The sequence below is a fragment of the Herbiconiux moechotypicola genome (assembly GCF_024979255.1).
Classification (GTDB): Bacteria; Actinomycetota; Actinomycetes; order Actinomycetales; family Microbacteriaceae; genus Herbiconiux; species Herbiconiux moechotypicola.
The window spans coordinates 124,912-143,566 of the sequence record NZ_JANLCN010000012.1; the positions used below are offsets into that span (position 1 = coordinate 124,912).

General features: G+C 62.6%; 11 protein-coding genes. 8 read left to right on the forward strand and 3 right to left on the reverse strand.

All coding sequences use genetic code 11. The annotated features are described in order from the left end of the window. Window positions 1-48 precede the first annotated feature (48 nt). The gene (locus tag N1031_RS17235; RefSeq protein ID WP_259481024.1) at window positions 49-573 is read left to right on the forward strand and encodes a YdcF family protein; all 525 of its coding nucleotides are present in this window, start codon (window positions 49-51) and stop codon (window positions 571-573) included. 17 nt (window positions 574-590) lie between these two features. Here the strand turns inward: N1031_RS17235 and N1031_RS17240 are convergent, their stop codons facing one another. The 3 genes from N1031_RS17240 to N1031_RS17250 form a co-directional block, all read right to left on the reverse strand. Continuing rightward, complete coding sequence (locus N1031_RS17240; protein ID WP_445727687.1) at window positions 591-2,834, reverse strand: hypothetical protein; 2,244 nt, start codon at window positions 2,832-2,834, stop codon at window positions 591-593. Window positions 2,835-2,965: 131 nt separating this feature from the next. Continuing rightward, the gene (locus tag N1031_RS17245; protein ID WP_259481006.1) at window positions 2,966-3,868 is read right to left on the reverse strand and encodes a sialidase family protein; all 903 of its coding nucleotides are present in this window, start codon (window positions 3,866-3,868) and stop codon (window positions 2,966-2,968) included. A gap of 91 nt (window positions 3,869-3,959) precedes the next feature. After that, the gene (locus N1031_RS17250; protein WP_259481007.1) at window positions 3,960-5,378 is read right to left on the reverse strand and encodes a tyrosine-protein kinase domain-containing protein; all 1,419 of its coding nucleotides are present in this window, start codon (window positions 5,376-5,378) and stop codon (window positions 3,960-3,962) included. 245 nt (window positions 5,379-5,623) lie between these two features. On the opposite strand from N1031_RS17250, the gene N1031_RS17255 reads away from it, so the two are divergent. From N1031_RS17255 to N1031_RS17285, 7 genes are all read left to right on the forward strand, one after another. After that, on the forward strand, window positions 5,624-6,712 hold the full coding sequence (locus tag N1031_RS17255) for a hypothetical protein (protein ID WP_259481008.1): 1,089 nt from the start codon (window positions 5,624-5,626) through the stop codon (window positions 6,710-6,712). A gap of 78 nt (window positions 6,713-6,790) precedes the next feature. Beyond that, a complete protein-coding gene (locus N1031_RS17260; protein ID WP_259481009.1) occupies window positions 6,791-9,079 on the forward strand; it encodes a hypothetical protein in 2,289 nt (762 codons plus the stop codon). Between the two features lie 674 nt (window positions 9,080-9,753). Next, window positions 9,754-11,925 carry an acyltransferase family protein gene (locus N1031_RS17265; protein ID WP_259481010.1) on the forward strand — a complete coding sequence of 724 codons (2,172 nt, stop codon included), beginning with the start codon at window positions 9,754-9,756 and terminating at the stop codon, window positions 11,923-11,925. 101 nt (window positions 11,926-12,026) lie between these two features. Further along, complete coding sequence (locus tag N1031_RS17270) at window positions 12,027-13,343, forward strand: UDP-glucose dehydrogenase family protein (protein WP_259481011.1); 1,317 nt, start codon at window positions 12,027-12,029, stop codon at window positions 13,341-13,343. Window positions 13,344-13,407: 64 nt separating this feature from the next. Further along, the gene (locus N1031_RS17275; protein WP_259481012.1) at window positions 13,408-14,883 is read left to right on the forward strand and encodes a malate:quinone oxidoreductase; all 1,476 of its coding nucleotides are present in this window, start codon (window positions 13,408-13,410) and stop codon (window positions 14,881-14,883) included. 60 nt (window positions 14,884-14,943) lie between these two features. Next, complete coding sequence (locus tag N1031_RS17280) at window positions 14,944-16,773, forward strand: DUF4012 domain-containing protein (protein WP_259481013.1); 1,830 nt, start codon at window positions 14,944-14,946, stop codon at window positions 16,771-16,773. Between the two features lie 72 nt (window positions 16,774-16,845). Further along, window positions 16,846-17,955 (forward strand): acyltransferase family protein, encoded by a 1,110-nt coding sequence (locus N1031_RS17285; RefSeq protein ID WP_259481014.1) that lies wholly within the window; start codon window positions 16,846-16,848, stop codon window positions 17,953-17,955. The last annotated feature ends 700 nt before the right edge of the window (window positions 17,956-18,655 follow it).

Consider the following 18,655-nt stretch of genomic DNA (forward strand, 5'->3'; position numbering starts at 1 on the left):
CTCGAACGATGGGCCTCAGGCCGACTGCGAGGAACGATGACGCGTGTGATGAGAGTCACCGCGATATGTGCTGTGCTCGCTATCGCGTCACTCATCTGTACGGGCCTCGTGGTCGCATTCCCCCGCGAGGACACTCCTTCGCGGGTCGATGTGATCGTGATTCTCGGTGGACCGGTGTCCGAGTCGATCGAGTACGGCCTCAGCCTCGCCGAAGCTGGAGTCGCCGACAATGTCCTCATCTCGACACCCCCTGGCGCAGGAGGAACCAAAGGCAAGGAGGCGTGCGCCAGAAACTGGTCGATGAATGTGATCTGCTTCACCCCCCGCAATGCCACCACGGAGGGCGAAGCTCAATCGGCCGGTTGGCGGGCGGAAAAGGAGGGATGGCGGTCAATGCTCGTTGTCACCGCCAAGTTCCACGTGGCTCGGGCCCGATTCATCTTCGATCGGTGTTCGTCCGATCCGGTGTACCTCGTCGCGACGCGCACCCGTATTCCGATCACCGAGTGGCTGATGCAGTTTGTATATCAGCCCGCAGCCTTCGCTAAGGCGGCGGTCAGCACGAAGTGCTGAGGCCCCTATGACGACGTTCAGGCGAGCTCTCGCCAGAGCGTGCCGTCCCACACGAACCGCATCTGTGAGCTCTTGCGGAGTACCTTGTCTGCCCCGGCCACCAGGATGGTGCGATATGTGTTCCCGTGCTTGACCTTCAGTGACCCCGACGAGTTCTCCGCCATCCAAACGGTGACGAGTTGCCCACGCACGTTGCCTTGCGGGAAGGTCAGGGTTGTCTGATTCGCGGAGCCGAGCACACCTCGCACCATCACGTGAGGATCGGGGCTCTGGACGACCCGATCCAAGAGCTTCGTGAGATCGGTGCCTGACACATAGACGTAGGCGGAGTTGAGGTCGCCGTTCACCACATCGCTTCCCGCCGTGCACTCCCAATTTATGACGGACTTGGCCGAACGCTCTCCGGGCATGACCGTGAACGGATAGGAGAAGGTCAAGTTCTTTCCCCGAAGGTCGTGCGAGCCGCCGTTGAGGGCTCTGCTCGCACGGCTCGCTACGGAGCTGGTCGCCCGTATCTCGATCCTGTTGAAGTTCGTCTCCTGTGTCCCCGGCGTGAATCCCGCACTCGACGTGGCGATGATCGGACGAGGCGTCCCCTTTGTGTTCGCCTCGTAGTCAAGCACCATGTTGTCGATGTTCAACTTCGAGTTCTTCGTCAGCAGGCCGTCATAGGTCTGCCCATCGGTGCCGGCCTCCACGACGTACTTCGAGTTCTTCACTGTGGCGATACCGTTCGAGACGGCGATGAATCGAGGCCCTCCGATCACCACCAAGCCGTCGACATGGACGTTCTCTCGTACATCACGGGTATTGGCGCTCGGATGCCCGGCTTGGTTCACGTTCACATTGAGTCCCCAAGAAGCGGCATTGCGGACCACGAGATTGTCCACGACATGACCATAGGACTGGCCACCCCCGCCCTCGGTGAAGATGAGCACCCCGAGGTTGGTGTTCCGTGTCGTGCAGTTCACCACCCGATGATTGATCCCTCGAAGCGCGAAGCCGGCGATTCCCGCGTTCTCCTCGGCCACCCCACCTGTAGCACTGCACGAGATGAATTCGATCCCCTCCGAGCAGTGATGGGTGTCCCAGGCATTCGAGGTCGTGCCGATGGCCGATCCTCCGATGATGTGCGCCGCGTACGAACGGCCGTAACTGGTCAGGAGGTCGGCATTCGCGGCAACCCGAGGGGAGTCGTCCGTGAACGCATGGCGGACGTGCCGGAACACGCCGCCGATGACCCTCCCGAATGACGAGGATGCATCGTGGACCGCATATCCGATCTGGTTGTTCCCGACGCGATCCACCGCGCCGGCGATGTCGACATCCTGCACGGTGTAACCGAAGCACGAGGTGAAGGACAAGACGATCGACGATGCCTGGCGGACTGTGATGTTCGTCACCCGCGGGTTCCTCAGACGATAGAAGAAGAACATGGTGCCGTAGGGCTTCGTCAATCCGGTCGCCGTAGTCTCGTACGTGCCGCCATCGAGACTGAATGTCTTCTGTGAGATACGGGCCGCACGGATATTCGTGACGTAGTTCTCGCGCACGCGGGACGCCAATGTCACGGTGGTTCCCGACACAGACCGGACGACCACGAATTCGCCTATCCGTGACTCGCTGCCGCCGCCTCCCGGCCTCGCAGTCTCGATGAGATCGTCCGACACGAGCTTGATCACATCGCCGCGCACCCATGGCTGGGTTGTGGCGGTGGTGATGACGGTGGCTTCCGTCACAGCGCCGGCATCCGAAGTCACGTTCTGGTTCGAAATGGACGTGACCTTCACAACGGCAGAGTACGAACCGCCGACATTGAACAGCGGATTGGCGGTGTTCTGCACGAGCGTGGCGCCGTTCGCGACCACACTCACCGAGCGCTCGGCGCCGACGCTCAACTGGCCGTCCATGCGATATCGACCCGCAGGGATGATCAAGGTACCGCCGTCGGGTGTTGCCGCCAGGGCGGCTTGAAGCCCCGCGCTCGAGTCGGCCGACCCCGTGGGGTCGATGCCACTGAACCTGCTCGGGTGAGCCACGATCGTGGTCGGATCGCCCTCGTTTGCAGGCGCGGCCGCCACGTCAGCTGATGTCAGCACGACATCACCCGACTTGCCATTCACGCTGGAAACGGTGGTGGCCGCATGGGCTGCCCCGGCCGGTTCCAGCACGCTCGTCGTCAGAAATCCCGCCGCTGTCAGGCCACCCAAAGCCAGAAAGCCGCGCCGAGTCGAACGGTCCTCAAAGTTTTCTGTATTCATTTTCAGCACCCCAATGCCTACCCGCGACCGAGCCTACGTCATCGTGGCGCGATCCGCATACGAGGTCGCCGTGTGCAGGGAATCCCTGGCACGATGAGCCGGGCTTCCTAGCTCGGTGAGTGGAGATATTCTCACTGCCAAGTAGACCCGCCGTCGCGCGACCGCAAGACACTTGTTCCAGCCCACACCCAGATCGCAGAAATGTTGCCTGAAAGAGCAATGTCATCACCGGTCGTGTCACTGGCCAGACAGTCGGTCACAGGCTCTGGAGTACCGTCCCTCGACGATCCGAGTTCGAAGATCGATATGCCCTGACAAGCGGCTCGAGTCTCGGTTGAAGCGACCAGGTAGCCGTCGACCGTGGAACCGATCGCAGCTGCCCCGGCGATGGTCGGCGAAAGCGTCCAGGAGACGCCCCCGTCATCCGTGCGGTGCACCTGACCATCTGAGCACAGTGCTGCAGCCTTCCCGGCATCGATCGATGCTAGCCCCACTACCGCCGCGCAGGGAGCTGGCAGCGGCCCTGTCGGAGTCTGCACGACCGCGCGGTTCGATGGGGTGATGAACCACGCTGTCGACGTGCGACCCGGGTATGAGGCCCAGGATGAGCCTGCCGTGGATGACTCGACCCACGACGGAGCGCAATCGGCAGTGGCGAACGCGATCAAGATAACCGACCTCGCGTCGTCGATGGCTTGCAGAGCCGTCGCGGACGACAGCCCGCCGTTGGCTCCGAGGTCATAACCATCCCAGGTGCGGCCACCGTCGACCGAGTGTTCGACCACGACGTCACTCTCCGGGCAGCTGCCGACGTCCAAGCGCCAGGCCGAGGAGGCATCCCAAGCGGTGAGAAGGCGTGATGAGGGTGCGATAGCTGCCGCATCAACCGCATCGATAGGGGTCGATGCGTCATCGGAGGCCGCCGAAGGGGAGATGGGCACCACGGTCGAGACCGGTAGGGAGCCTGATGACGTCGCAACGAATACCAGCGCAACGTCTACCGCCACGAATACCGCGATCGCAACGGCGGCCACCAGCCACCGACTTCGGTTCTCCCTGCCCTTCGGACTCTTCCCCATGATCCACTTCCCTCGTCCAGAGCGGTGACTGATCAGCGCAGGTGAACTATTTGCGACCCCGGCGAGGACGAGACTTCAGGACCGCTTCAGCTTCGGCCTGCCCGCCACCGTAGTAGCTGTATTCGCTACCGCCGTACGAGTCGGGTCCCTTGCTCGGCAGCATGGTGAGAACGATCCCGGCGACCTTGCTGTTCGTTTGATTGAGGTTGCGGAGTGCGGCGCTGAGCTCGGACTTCTTGACCTTGCCTGCGGCCGCGACCACGATTGCGCCGGCGGTCAGGTTGCTCAGTACCGCCGCGTCCGTGACGGGAAGGAGAGGTGGTGAATCCAGGAGAACGTAGTCGACCTGCTCGTTCAGGGCTGCGAGCAGGCTCACCATCGCGTCGGACCCGAGGAGTTCGCTGGGGTTGGGGGGCACCTGACCCGCGGGCAGCACGAAGAGGTCTTTAGAGCCCCAGCGCTGAAGGACATCGGCCAGCGCGGCGCGGCCGATGAGTACGTCGGTCAGGCCGGCGGAACCCTCCAGTCCCATGTACTCGGCGAGCTTCGGCAGGCGGAGGTCGGCATCGATCAGAACGACTCGGGCGCCGGTCTCGGCGAGGGCCAGTGCGAGGTTCGCCGTCGTCGTGCTCTTGCCTTCTCCCGGGATGGATGACGTCACGACGAATGCGCGACTGTCATCGGTGGCGTTGACGAAACGCAAGTTCGTTCTCAGTGCGCGGAATGACTCGGCGCGCGGATTGCGCGGGTCGGTGTGGACGATCAGTGGATGCTTGTTCGACTCAGGATCGTACGTCGTGCCGCCGATGATCGGAATGTCCGTCAAGGCTTCGACGTCGTGTCGTCCATGGACCCTCGTATCGAGCGTTGAGCGGAGGGTGGCCGCTGCAAGCCCGAGAAGGAGGCCCAGCGCACCGCCGATCGCGAGATTCAGAGCCAGGTTCGGACTGGACGGCTGCGTGGAGGGTTCGGCGGGCTGAACTGTCTGCACCTTCACCAGGCTGGGGCCCCCGCCGGACGGCTTCTCGAGCTGGTCGACGACGACCGTCTGGAAGCTGGAGGCCGTGGCGTTCGCGATGTTGGCGGCCATTTGGGGATCGGTGTCGGTGGCGGTGATCTCGATGATGACAGTCCCTGTGTTCGACGAGGCCGTGATCTGGTTGGCGAGTTCCGCGGCGCTCACGTCAAGGCCCAGTTCACGGATGACAGGATCGAGCACTGAGGGGCTGCCCACCACGTCAACGTAGGACTTCACCTTCTGCTGTGCATAGCTGTTCCCCGACACGAGTTCGCCGGGGCTCGATGTGTCTGTGCTCTGCACGGAGACGAAGATCTTCGTCATCGACTGATATCTCGGTGTGGCGACAATCGCCAATGCTGACCCTGCCGCGATGCCGAGAAGCACTCCGATGACGATGAACACCCAGCCCTTCCGGAGCACTCGAATGTAGTCTTGTAACGTCACTCTCGGTTGCCTCTCGTCAATTCAGCAGGTGCGGCGAAATTGTCTCGACTTCGGAAGAGACCGAGCCTGTGCCCCGCGACGATTGTTTCACACTCGTTCATCGGTTCTGAAAACTAGCCTCGTCGTCGACATCTCGGTCGGCATTGGTCGCCCACCTCTCTCGGCTGCCTCGCTGCGAATGTCCGTTATGATCGTGCAGACCGACTGCTCGATTCCGGATCAACTACCTGCAACAGGGAGACCTTGTGGAGAAGGCGCGAATCACCGGCCTGGGGCTCGCCTTCATGGCTGCGCTGCTGCTGTGCAACGCGTCTCTCGCGTCTGCCGCCGCTCAGCCGATCACGAGCGGAGTTGTGGCGGAGATCGATCTCGATTCGCCAATCGTCGTGCCCGAGCCGGAACCCACGGTGGACCCGGAGCCTGAACCCACGGACGAACCTGTGGAGCCGGAGCCCCTCCCTACGGAGGTCCCGGTGGATCCCGGCGAGCCCGAGGTTCCCGTCCCTGCACCCGAACAGCCGGTTGAGGCTCCTCAGCCCGAGGAATCGGTCCCGGATGTGACCGACGAGGGCCCGGCGGACGAGGTAGACCAGAACGAATTCTCCGATGACCTCGACTCGGAGGAGCAGATCCCGGTTGCGCCCGTCGAGACACCCACACCGACCCCGACCCCGACCCCGATTCCCGCAGTCGATATCTTCGCTCCGTTCTATCCACCGTCGAGCGGAGCCGCACGCGACAGCATGCCGCTTGTCTTCGGGGGAGCGGCGGTTGGCCTGGTCGTGCTGGCGGCGATCATCTCATTCGTCCTCGCGAGAGTGCGCCTCGCGCGAATGCGCACCATGGCGCATGTCGACGTCGAGCGAGATCGTTCGAAAGGTGCGGCCAGCGCCACAACTCGGGAGCCCCTGCCTACCAAGCTCGACATCTCGTCGTTGACGGGTGGCGCGACAGCCGCGAATGCGGTCGTTGCTGACGATCGCACGAGCGCCTATCACCTGGACCTGCCCGACAAGGGTGCGCAGGTGCGGCCGACAGCAGCCCCAGGACAGTTTCGCTTTCCCGGCGCGTCGACCGCCCCGAGACGACCTCAGGTCTCCACTGAAGCCCACTTCGGTTCGTTGTCGAAGCTCCTGGGTGTCAGAGTGGTGCGAGTCATCACCGATGTACGCACCGACCTTACGGGCATCATGCCCGCCCGCCCCGATGCCTCCGTCGAGTCCACAAAATTCGAGATACCTGAAGTCGGCGCGGTGCGGAAGCGCAAAGCTCGACTCGCGGCCTCTGACTCGCGATTCCTTCTTCCTGCAACAACGGTGACGCGGCCCAGTTAGTCACGCTACGAGACCGCGTCCTGCTGTGATTCGGCGAGGGCGTGGCGCTGAAACCCCTCGACGTCAAGGAGACGAGCGGTGCCTGACCTGAACGATGCCGGCCGAATTGCCCGTCGAGGTCTCCTGGCCGGGGCACTTGCTCTGGGTGCAGCACCGCTGGCCGGCGCTTTTCGATCCGCCGATTCGTCAGAAGGGCCATTCATCCCAGAAGGCCAACGTGGTGTGCCTTCAGGCGTCGCGGCGTTGGACGCCGAAGGCAACGTTCTCACTGGTAGCCCACGACCTCGGATCTTGGCGGAACGACGCCGCGTCGACGCAATCGCCTACGTGGCGGACCCTGAGCAGTATGACGGCATCGACCCGACTGGAGAATCCGATTCGTCCGAGGGACTCAACGCATTGATCGCCACACTGCCTGCGGGTGCCACACTCGTCATTCCACCTGGCCGTTACTTGTTGGATGAGCCCTTGCAGAATCTCGAAGACGACGGCACCACGACGAAGTCATTGTCGCTGCGGGGATTCGGGGCGACACTGGTGCGCACCGGCGCGGGTGCCGGCATCATCTTCCGTGGCGGCTTCGAGACAGTCTTCACGCCGACCGCCCTCCCTCTCGCGATCGGCATCCCGGGGCAGGACTCCATCGACGGCAACAACCTCACCCCGGGGACCGAGATCGAACTGAGAGCTGTGCCGCCTGGCTGGCGAGTCGGTGACATCGTCAAGCTGGTCGCTGACGATTCCGCGAAGGGTGCCAGGGTGACCAAGCTCTCGGATCCTGACGGTGATCGTTTGAACAGGGTCGGTCAGTTCCTCGTGATCGCGGAGATCGACGGGCGAAAGGTGCGTCTTTTCGGCTCTCTTCGCGATGACTTCGTCACGAACGTCAGAGTCGCTCGAATGTCCGAGGCGACGATCTCGATCGAAGGGCTTGAATTCGATATGACAGATGGCGCACTGGCCAATCAGGACTGGTCGTCGGAGCACATACGGATCTCGTCGATGATCGCTCCGAAGGTGAGCGCGATTCGAATCCGCCGCGGCAACGGCATGGGCGTCCAATTCGTCAGCTGTTACGGGTTCTCCTTCCGCGATTCGGTCGTGCAGCGCCTCATAGACGACCCTGTCAATGGGCGGTTCGGGTACGCCGTCATGAACAGCCAATCCTTCGGGGGCGCGGTCGACGGATGTGTGTTCAGTCAGGTGCGACATGCTTACACCGACGGGGTGGTCGGGTCGGCTGCGAATGAGCCGACCTTGGCCCGCTACGGGCGCCCGGAGTTCACCAGTGTCTCGAATTCCGTCTGCACGGCGGCGACCACCAGCGCCTGGAACACTCACCACGGCGGTCGTGGCACCAGCTTCGTGAATTGCACGGCCATCGGAGGCCGAAGTGCGTTCGCACTGCGCGGTCGAGGTCACCGGATTCTCGGCGGCCTCGCTCGGGACGTCAACGGCCCCGCGGTCGCGTTCTATGTGGACAATGCGCAAGCCGATTGCGACTCGCACCTAGTCGACGGCCTCAGCGTCGAGAACGTGGCAACGGTCCTCCGCTCCAATCTCGTCGGAGAGCAGGAGTGCTCGTCGGTCGTCAACGTGACGGCTCGTGGCGTGTCACGTCGCGTGATGGACCTGAGAGGAAGTCGCATCCGGGCTGACAACTGGTGGGTGGAGATGGGACCGAAAATAGACAATGCGGATGATGAGGCATTGATCTCCCTGGTCAGAGACTGCTCTCTCGAGGCGTCCGGCATCGTTATCGATACGACCCGAGCGACAGAGATTACGGGACCGCGATTGACCGTGTTCAGCGCCGATGGGGGCGCCGAGGAGTCGCAGACGCTCGACGTCAGGCAGGCCGTTCTCCACAATCTCGACTCCCAGTTCGGTCAGCTCGTGACGAACGGTCCATCCGCCACGAAGTACATCACGATGGAGGCGGATGAGCCGTTCATCCCGGCTGCGGACCGGCCGATCGTTGACGACGCAGGCGCAGGCGGTTCGGTCAGCTACAACGTGCGATCGACCTCGGCGAACAGCAACAGCCTCGTCGTGCGGGGGGCAGATGTTGAAAGCCCTCGGACAGCGCGTCTGATCGCGCTCTGCCGCGGTACCGTCTTCCTGGACTGCATCCCGGACAGTCGAGGGCGGACAGTCGCGAACCTCCTTCCCGGCGACGGCTTCGGCCAGCAGCTGTTCGTCAGGAACAGCGGAGGCGATGGCGATCTGACCGTGGACCACGGCCCTGATGCGAACACCGACTTAGCCGGTCGGAGGAGCTCCGTCCTTCAGCCGGGGTCGTCGATGCATCTGGCCTGGCTTCCGGCCGACGGGTCTGGTGGCGGTCGGTGGACGCAGATGAGCTGAGTCACCCGATGGCGGAGAGGCCACGTCGCGGTATCGTGTCCGGCATGGGACGTCGACGAGTCTTTGCCTTCTCGATGCTCGCGCTTGTGACCATCGGACTTGCTGCCTGCGACGCGCCCTCGACGAGCCCGAGTTCGACGGTCGTGACGTTCCCGCCGACTGCCACGACTCAGCCGAGTGCCCCAGCGGATGGATCCGCCCCGGCCCCTGATGACACCACTCCACCTCCAACCTCGGCTGGTGATTCCACAGCGACCGCAGACGCCCCAGGAGAAGCGCCCGAACTACCTGTGGCACCCGAAGACACTCTCGTCAACGGTTGGACTCCCGAGGCGGTGTACCAAGCATGCAGCGCTCGTCACGATGAGCTGTTCGATCCGGGGATGTTGGTGAGCCGGGCGCCGTTCCAGGACAGCGAGATCCATGAGATCGACGCAGGCATCTGGACGGTCTCCATTCCCGTTGAAAGAGTCGAAGCCGGGCCTGGCACGCAGTCGTGCACCGTTTCAGGGTCGCCCGCGGAGCCCATCGTAGAAGCACTCGATAACGCCTACTGAGCGACTGCATCGCGCCGATGATAGCGTGTGTTCGCGGGACAGCACGCAGTGGGGGAGCTCGGTCACAGCATCACCAGGCTCAACACCCAGCGTCTGGCATGTGTAGGGGGGTCGAAAATGCCATCGCCGATCGGCAATGAGAACACCGCAGTGACGGACGCGCTGCCGAAGAGTTCCTTCCGGCCCGATATCCAGGGGCTCCGCGCCATCGCGGTGATCGCGGTGATCATGGATCACCTGTTCGCATGGCCCACCGGCGGCTTCGTCGGAGTCGACGTCTTTTTTGTCGTCAGCGGATTCCTCATCACGGGGATCGTCCTGCGCGAATACCAGAAGACCGAGCACATCTCCTTCCTGGGCTTCTACCGAAGGCGCATCCGCAGAATCCTGCCTGCAGCGACCCTCGTGATCGTCGTCACCATCGCCGCGTCCTTCGTTCTACTGCCGCAGGGGCGAGCGGTTCAGACGGCCGTCGACGGTTTCTGGGCGTTCTTCTTCTCGGCCAACTGGCACATGGCACTAGTAGGCACGGACTATTTCCAACTCGGCCTGCCACCCTCGCCATTGCAGCACTACTGGTCACTTTCGGTAGAGGAACAGTTCTACTTCGTATGGCCTTGGATGATGCTGGGTATCTTCTTGGTCACAGCCCGCCTCGGTTTCGCACACAACTCGCGCAGACGATTCGTGCTCGTTGCCTTCATTGCCGCGACGGTCGCTTCGTTCGTGTGGTCGGTTTACGAGACATCGAGTAACCCGAGTTTCGCCTATTTCTCGACGTTCTCGAGGGCATGGGAGTTGGGGGTGGGTGCCATCCTCGCCGCTCTCGTCCCTGTGGTGTCCACGATCGTGCCCAACGCCCTCCGACCAGTCCTCGGCTGGATGGGTCTTGCGGGCATAGTCGCCTCCGTGTTCGTGATCTCCCCTCAGGTGCCGTTTCCCGGCCCTGGCGCCGCACTACCGGTGCTCTCGACCGCGCTGCTGATTGCGGCCGGAACGGGGGCCAGGGGCTCAACGTACAACTGGGCTCTCCTTCCGCTGACCAACCGCGTCAGCCGTTATGTGGGCGACATCTCCTACTCGCTGTACCTCTGGCATTTCCCCGTCATCATCCTCCTCGCGGCACTAGTTCCGTCGGACACGGTCATCTACTTCCTCGCATGCCTCGCGACGATGTTCGTCCTTGCGATCCTGAGCTACCACCTGGTCGAGAACACTATTCGCGACTCTGCGTGGCTCGAGCCCCGGAACTCTGAGGCGAAAAGACGCGCGAGGCGACGCGCGCGCCAGCGTCGACATCGAAAGGCGCGGCTCCCTGCCTCTCAGGTCGTGGGCATTGTGGCGAGTGGAGTTCTGGCGGTCGTGCTGCTCGCTGTCGCTCTCGCCCCGCAGCCCACCAGCACCGTCGCCGTCTATCAACCCGACTCGACGAATGGGCAGGGAGTGCCTACTGCGGCCGCCTCGGAGCCGTGCTCCGGAGCCGACTTCATGGACGCCACCAAGTCGCCGTCCTGCGATCTGAACAGCATCCCTAACGAATTGACCCCTTCGGTGGACGGACTCGCAGCCGACACGGGGATATCGTTCGACTGCTACAAGCTCGCCGAACAGCCGTTCCGCACCTGCAATTACGGTTCGAAGTCAGCGGACGCAACACGGGTCGCGCTGGTCGGCGACAGTCACGCGGCGGTGCTCCTCCCCGCGCTCGTGCCTGAATTGAAGGCACGCAACTGGTCGCTCGACACCTACGTCGGTAATGGATGTCAATGGAAGAATCCGCTTCCAGGGGGCAACTGCGTCGAGGCGATGGATCAGACCCGGGCTCTGCTCGAATCGGCCGCAGACCCCTACGACATCATCATCACCACAGGTGCGCGCTGGGCCGGAGGTGACCCTGAGTCAGCGGCAGCTGCGTACAGGACTGCGTGGGGAGCAGCAACCTCCCTCGGCACGAAAGTGGTCGTAGTGGGCGACGTGCCTGCCGTCACCGAGGAGGGGCTCGCCTGTATCTCGAGATTCGGATTCCAGGCGAATGACAACGACTGCGGAACCTCGGCTGCGGATGCTTTCGCGCAGACCGACCCCTTGATCCAAGCCTCGGCCGACATGCCCGGGGTGTCCCTCGTCGATCTCACCGACTATTTCTGTGCGGACGACTTCTGTCCCTCCGTGATCGGGAATGTCATCGTCTACCGAGACACGGCGAATCACGTCACACAGTCGTATATGAAAACACTGGCTCCCTATCTGTGGGCAAGGATCGACACAGCGGCTGGGGCTCCCGCCTGATTCCTGCGGCATCAGCAGGCGCTGCTCGACACACACCGGCAATACAACTCTGCTAGAAAATACAGGCCGGGATCGGATGGTCCCACAGGAAGGTTGTTGGAATGAAGATCTCCGTCATCGGATGTGGGTACCTCGGTGCAGTCCACGCGGCAGCTATGGCCGAGCTGGGACACGAGGTGGTCGGCATCGATGTCGACGAGCGCAAGATCGAAGCGCTCGCCGCCGGTAGAGCTCCCTTCTTCGAACCCGGACTTCCCGAGATCTTGACCTCCGCCGGTGCATCAGGAAGGCTGTCGTTCTCCACCGACATGGCCGACGTGAAGGGCGCCACCGTGCACTTCATCGCGGTCGGCACGCCGCAGAAGGCCGGCTCGTACAGCGCCGACCTGACGTACGTCGATGCTGCAGTCGATTCCCTCATCCCTCATCTCAAGTCTGGCGATCTGGTCGTCGGCAAGTCCACGGTTCCGGTCGGCACTGCCGCTCGCCTGGCCGATAAGGTGACATCCGCCGTGCCGGGTGCCAATTTGGCGTGGAACCCTGAATTCCTGCGTGAGGGCTTCGCGGTCGAGGACACCATCTCGCCCGATCGGCTGGTCTATGGGGTGTCGCCGGTCGCGGAGGTCGCGGAAGTGTCGACGAACATCTTGAACTCGGTCTACGCCAAGGCCCTCGCCGAAGAGACGCCTCTCGTGGTGACCGATTACGCCACGGCAGAACTCGTGAAGGTCTCGGCCAACGCCTTTCTCGCCACCAAGATCTCTTTCATCAACGCCATTGCCGAGATAGCCGAGGTCACGGGCGGTAATGTCACCGAACTCGCTGACGCGATCGGTTTCGACGCCCGGATCGGCCGTCGATTCTTGAACGCGGGCATCGGTTTCGGCGGCGGATGCCTGCCGAAGGACATTCGCGCATTCGGCGCCCGGGCCGAAGAGCTCGGTCGCGGTGAGTCGCTGGCCTTCCTCAAAGAGGTGGACTCGATCAATCTCCGCAGGCGTCAGCATGTCGTCGACCTGGTGGTCGACCTGTTGGGAGGCCAGGCCTTCAACAAACGGGTCGCCGTTCTGGGACTGGCTTTCAAGCCCGATTCCGATGACATCCGCGATTCGCCTGCGCTGGACATCGCCGTTCAGCTGAACGGGCTCGGAGCGATCGTCACGGCCACCGACCCGGAGGCCATTGCGAACGCAAGCGCCAAGCATCCTCAGCTGCACTTCGTGCCCTCGGTGGCAGAGGCCGTCGAACAAGCAGAAGTCGTCCTGCTGTTGACGGAATGGAAGGAATATCGCGCACTGCTTCCCGCCGACATCGAGGCCGGAGTGGGTTCCAAGCGCATCATCGACGGGAGGAACGTCCTCGACTCCGCCACGTGGCGCGCAGCGGGGTGGGAATATCGAGCCATGGGCCGGCCGTAAAGATCGCCGCTTCTTCACGCGGGCTGTGGAACTCTCGGTGTATACAACCGCGTAGGATCGAATTGTGAGACCAAACAGCGTCGATGTCGTCCTGGTCGGTGGTGGCATCATGAGTGCCACCCTCGGCGCAATGATCCGCCTCCTGCAACCCGACTGGACCATTACGGTCTTCGAGCAGCTGAGCGACTTCGCCCTGGAGAGTTCGAACGCCTGGAATAACGCTGGCACCGGACACGCGGCACTGGCCGAGCTGAACTACATGCCCGAAGGTCCCGACGGAGCTCTGGAGCCGTCGAAGGCGCTGAATATCAACGAGCAGTTCCAAGTGAGCCGGCAGTTCTGGTCGTCGCTCGTCAATCTGGGAGTTCTGCCGGAGCCGGAAGCCTTCATCAACCCGACCCCGCACATGACCTTCGTGCGCGGCGAAAAGAACGTCGACTATCTCCGCAGACGTTTTGAGATCCTGCGTGAAGAACCGCTCTTCGCAGGAATCGAGTTCAGTGACGACCCCCGGGTGATCTACCAATGGGCGCCGCTCCTGGTCCGCGACAGGGCGAAGGGTGAATCGATCGCCGCGACGAGGATCATGTCCGGCACCGATGTCGATTTCGGCGCGCTCACGCACAGTCTCTTCGATTACCTCAAGAGAACCGGTGCCGACATCAGGCTCGAGACTCGGGTCGTCGGTTTGAAGAAGCGCCCAGACGGCTCGTGGACGGTCCGCGTGCGGGAGGCCGTGGGCGGCACGCCGTACTCTGTCGCGGCACGATTCGTCTTCGTCGGTGCGGGCGGTCATGCGCTGCCCCTTCTCCAGAAGTCGCGGATTCCCGAGATTCGAGGCTTCGGAGGCTTTCCCATCAGCGGCATGTTCTTCAAGACCGACAATCCGGAGGTGGTAGCCCAGCACGATGCCAAGGTCTATGGCAAGGCATCGGTTGGTGCGCCCCCGATGTCGGTGCCGCACCTCGATACGCGCGTAGTCAACGGTAAGTCCTCGCTACTCTTCGGCCCATACGCAGGATTCAGCCCGAAGTTCTTGAAGCGCGGATCGTTTCTTGACCTTCCCCTTTCGATCCGGCCGCACAACCTCGGGCCGATGCTGGCAGTGGCGCGCGACAATTTCGATCTGATCAAGTACTTGGTCGGCGAACTCCTGGCCAGCAAGAAGAAGAAGCTGGCGGCTCTGCGGGAGTTCATGCCCACAGCGGAAGCCGCGGACTGGCAGCTGATCACTGCCGGTCAACGAGTGCAGGTCATGAAGAAAGATGCAAATAAGGGGGGCGTGCTCCAATTCGGAACAGAGGTCATCACCGCGGCGGACGGCTCGATAGCCGGACTGTTGGGGGCGTCCCCGGGTGCATCGACCGCTGTGCCGATCATGATCGACCTCCTCAGAACGTGCTTCCCTGAGGAATACGCGACGTGGGAGGTGCAGCTGAAGCGCATGATCCCGTCGCTTGGAAGTCAGCTCAACGACGACCCGTCGGCCGCCGAGGAGTCGCTGGTCATGACTGCGGATACCCTGAGACTCACTCGCTGAGACATTTCGCTCACGCCGTTTGCACAGCCGGGGTGACCTGGGTGCGAATACAATTGCCCGGTGACCGACGAGACCCCTACCCGCCGATCCCGGGCCACTGATCGACCGAGACGCCGTCGGCGTCGTCGTCGTTGGCCTTGGGTGGTGGCTGGGGTCTTCTTGTTTCTGGTGCTCGTCGCCGGAGGCGCGGTCTGGGTAGGTCTCAGTGCGCTCACAGTGAAGGATGAGCTTGAGGCATCGCGCCCTCTCCTGTCCACCGTGAAAGACAAAGTGCTCGCGGGGGAAGCGACCTCAGCCCAGGGGGATGCGGAGAAGCTTCAGGAACACGTGGAGCGTGCGCGCGAAGCGGTATCGGGCCCCGCTTGGGCGATCGGCGAGATGGTACCCGTAATCGGTGAGAACCTCGTGGCCGTGCGTACCATCACGAACAGCGTCTCGGACGTGGTCGACAACGCAGTGGTCCCGGCCGTGCAACTCGGCGACAAGCTATCGCCGGAGGTGTTCAAGCCGGTCAATGGGGCGGTGGATCTCGCCGCGATACAGTCCGTCATGCCAGTCCTCGATTCCGCAGGAACCGCTCTCACCGGGGCGAAGGAATCGGTCTCTGCGATCAAGACGGATACTCTGATCGGCCCGGTCAAGAACGCCGTCATCGAGATCAACAATCTGGTCGGCGAGGTCGAGCCGGCCATCGCCGGTGCGAAATCGCTCGCTCCGGTGCTTCCGGCGCTGCTGGGCGCTGATGGGGCCAGGAACTACCTTCTGGTCTTCGAGAATTCGGCGGAGGCGAGGCCTCTCGGCGGCATCGCTGGTGCTCAGATTCTCGTCACGGCCGACCAGGGACGGGTCGCCATCAGCCAAGAGACAAGCGGTCGAGATTTCGACTTCGAGTCGGAGGACTTCGCGAACAGCAAGGTTCCCGCCACCGCCCGGCAACTTTTCCTGACGCCATTCGGTCTGCAGAGCCAGAACAACACACTCACCCCTCGAGTGGCCGTGGCGGCGGATCTTACTCGCTCGATGTGGGGCAACCAGCGGGGCGTCACCCCCGACACCGTCATCTTCATTGATCCGACAGCGCTCAGCTATGTCTTGTCAGCCACCGGACCGATCGCCTTGCCGGACGGGAACCAGCTCACCTCCGAGAATGCGATCGATCTTCTCCTCAACGGCGTTTACCAGATGTTCCCCGAAGACCCGGATGCCCAGGACGCCTACTTCTCTGCGGCGGCCGGATTGACCTTCAATTCGGTCATGAACGGCAACGTCGACATTCCTTCGTTCGTGCAAGCGGTAGCTCGCGGCGGCGCAGAACGTAGAGTCGTAGCGAATAGCACCGATCAGTCCGTGCAGACTCTCATCGAGCAAGCCGGCCTTCAGGGTCGGCTTCCGACTGGAACAGAGGCGGCGCACGAAGTCGGGATCTACATCAGCGACTATCAAGGTTCCAAGATGGACTACTACCTGCGCACGGCGATGGAGGTAGGGCAAGCCACGTGTACGGATGGTGCCCGCAAGATCCGCGTGAACATCATCGCCACGAACGTTCTCGACCCGGCGGCTGTCGGCGACACCTCCGACTTCATCACGGGCGGTAGTGGCAATGGATTCCGTATTCCTCGGGGTGACCTGCGCATCTTCACGTATGTGTACGCGCCTCCAGGAGCCACCGTGGCATCAATCACGGGGAGCACTAGTCAAGAGGAATCGTTGGTAGGTGTTGACGATGAGTATCCGGTGGCCCGAGGCGTACTGCAGGCGGGCCCTGGCGAAACACAGACAGTGACGATCGACATCGACGTCTCTGCGCTACCGGAGAAAGAGATCCAGACCCTCGTGGCACCCTTGATCGTCCAGCCCGAGGTTGCCCCGCTCAGTTTCACGTGCTGACGCGTCGACAGGGTGACGCCGGGCGACCGAAACGGCTCCTGTAAGATCAGAGGCCGGATCCTAGGGGGGAAAATGCGCGCTCGGCTAGCGCTGATCGACTATTTGCGCTTCACGGCGGCAGCCTCAGTGGTCCTTTACCACTGGTTTCTCTGGGGCATCGCAAACGGCAAGAACGACAACCTCGACTACAGTCCGTTTTCGCACGTCGCACTCTACGGTTACATGGGCGTTCGGCTGTTCTTTCTGATCAGTGGCTTCGTCATCTTCAAGTCCGCAGTGGGTAAGTCCGCAAGCGCGTTCGCCGTCGGTCGTGTCAAACGCCTGTACCCGGCCTACTGGTTCGGGCTCACCATCGGCTTCGTTGTCGTCATCATCAGCACGCAGAAGAACCCGGTCGGGCTGATCCCCGCCTGGTTGGCCAATCTCACGATGGCGCCACAGATCTTCGGATTCAGTTACGTCGACGGCGTGTATTGGACGCTTCTCTACGAGCTCACGTTCTACGCGCTCGTGGGGCTTCTCGTGCTACTCGGCATGGGTCACAGGCTTGCCCAGTTCATGCCGATCTGGGCGCTCGTCATGCTGATCGTGACGGTTGTAGCTCCGTCGCTCGCGCGAGTTCCCTATCTCGGAGAGTATTACCCCCTCTTCGCTGGGGGAGCCATCATCGCGACAGTCATGAGCAGTGGCTGGACATGGCTGCGAGCGGTTGGTCTCGCAGCAAGTCTCGCGGCCAGTCTGATCTTCGCGTGGCGCCAATTCCCCACTATCCCGACGAACGAGAATCTCGTGGGCTACGAGTTCTCGATCCCTTTGGTCTTCGCCCTAATCGTCCTTTTCTATGCACTGATCTGGCTCCAGACCGTGCCCTCGGTTGCGAAAATCAAGCTCCCCTTGTCCGCGGAACTCGGGCTGCTGACCTATCCGGTCTATCTGATCCATGGCGCACTCGGCTATTGGATCATTCAGTCGCTGGTGCCGGTGGTGGGGCCCGTGCTGGCGGTCCTCGCGGCAGCCGTCGCTGTCTTGGCAATGTCGTTGCTGCTCCATCACGTTGTGGAGGTGCGGATGGGCTCCGTCTGGCAGAAACTCTTCGGTGTGGTGATCGGTCGCCCCGTGTCTGCGGCTGAGAAGTTGGTGGGCAGGCTCCGTGGCGATCTTGCTCACGCGTCTCGACGGTGACGCCTTCGCGGACGACGACACCGAGAGTCGTTACGTGGGGCCGACCTCAAACTGCGCTACGACCGCTACGTCGAGCGCTTACAATCGGCTGTTCGCACCCGTCAGAAATCCGAGCGCCTTGCGTGGCCCACTGTCGAGAGTGCTTTGAACTGCTGTGAGCTGCCGAAGATGTTGAAGCAGTTTCCTTCATCGGATACCCGGCGGAACAGTCAGCAAACTTGTAACGGAAAGCTCGCGGACCGGCGCATCGTGAGTGCTTGAACTCAGCGAGGATTGTTGCCGGCAGCCGACCGTCTATCATGAATCCAGGGTGGATCTCCTCGAAGAGTGAGTCGTCAAGCCGCCCAGTGGCGCGGGGTGGGATTTCGGATCTGCACGTCTGATTCCGGCCCCGCGCCGCACCTTTGACTGCGTCGCGAATGCGAACCTGTAGTGCGTTGGAACGCGGGCCAAGCGCGACGGCTGTGGTGCGGCTACCGTGGGGACGGCGCGCCGAAGGCTCGGCTCGATGAGGGGCTGCGGCAGCGATCCCCGACTCGGCAAGCCGTGACTGCTCCGGGTCACCGCCTCGCCGCTGGCACTCAGTCGGTAATTTCCACCCGTCCCGGGAACTCCACAGCCTCCCCAGGGGCGGAGATGTCGGCGGCGGTTGAAAACTGGACAGTTGTGGCGGTGAAAAGTGAACACTCGACGATTGGAG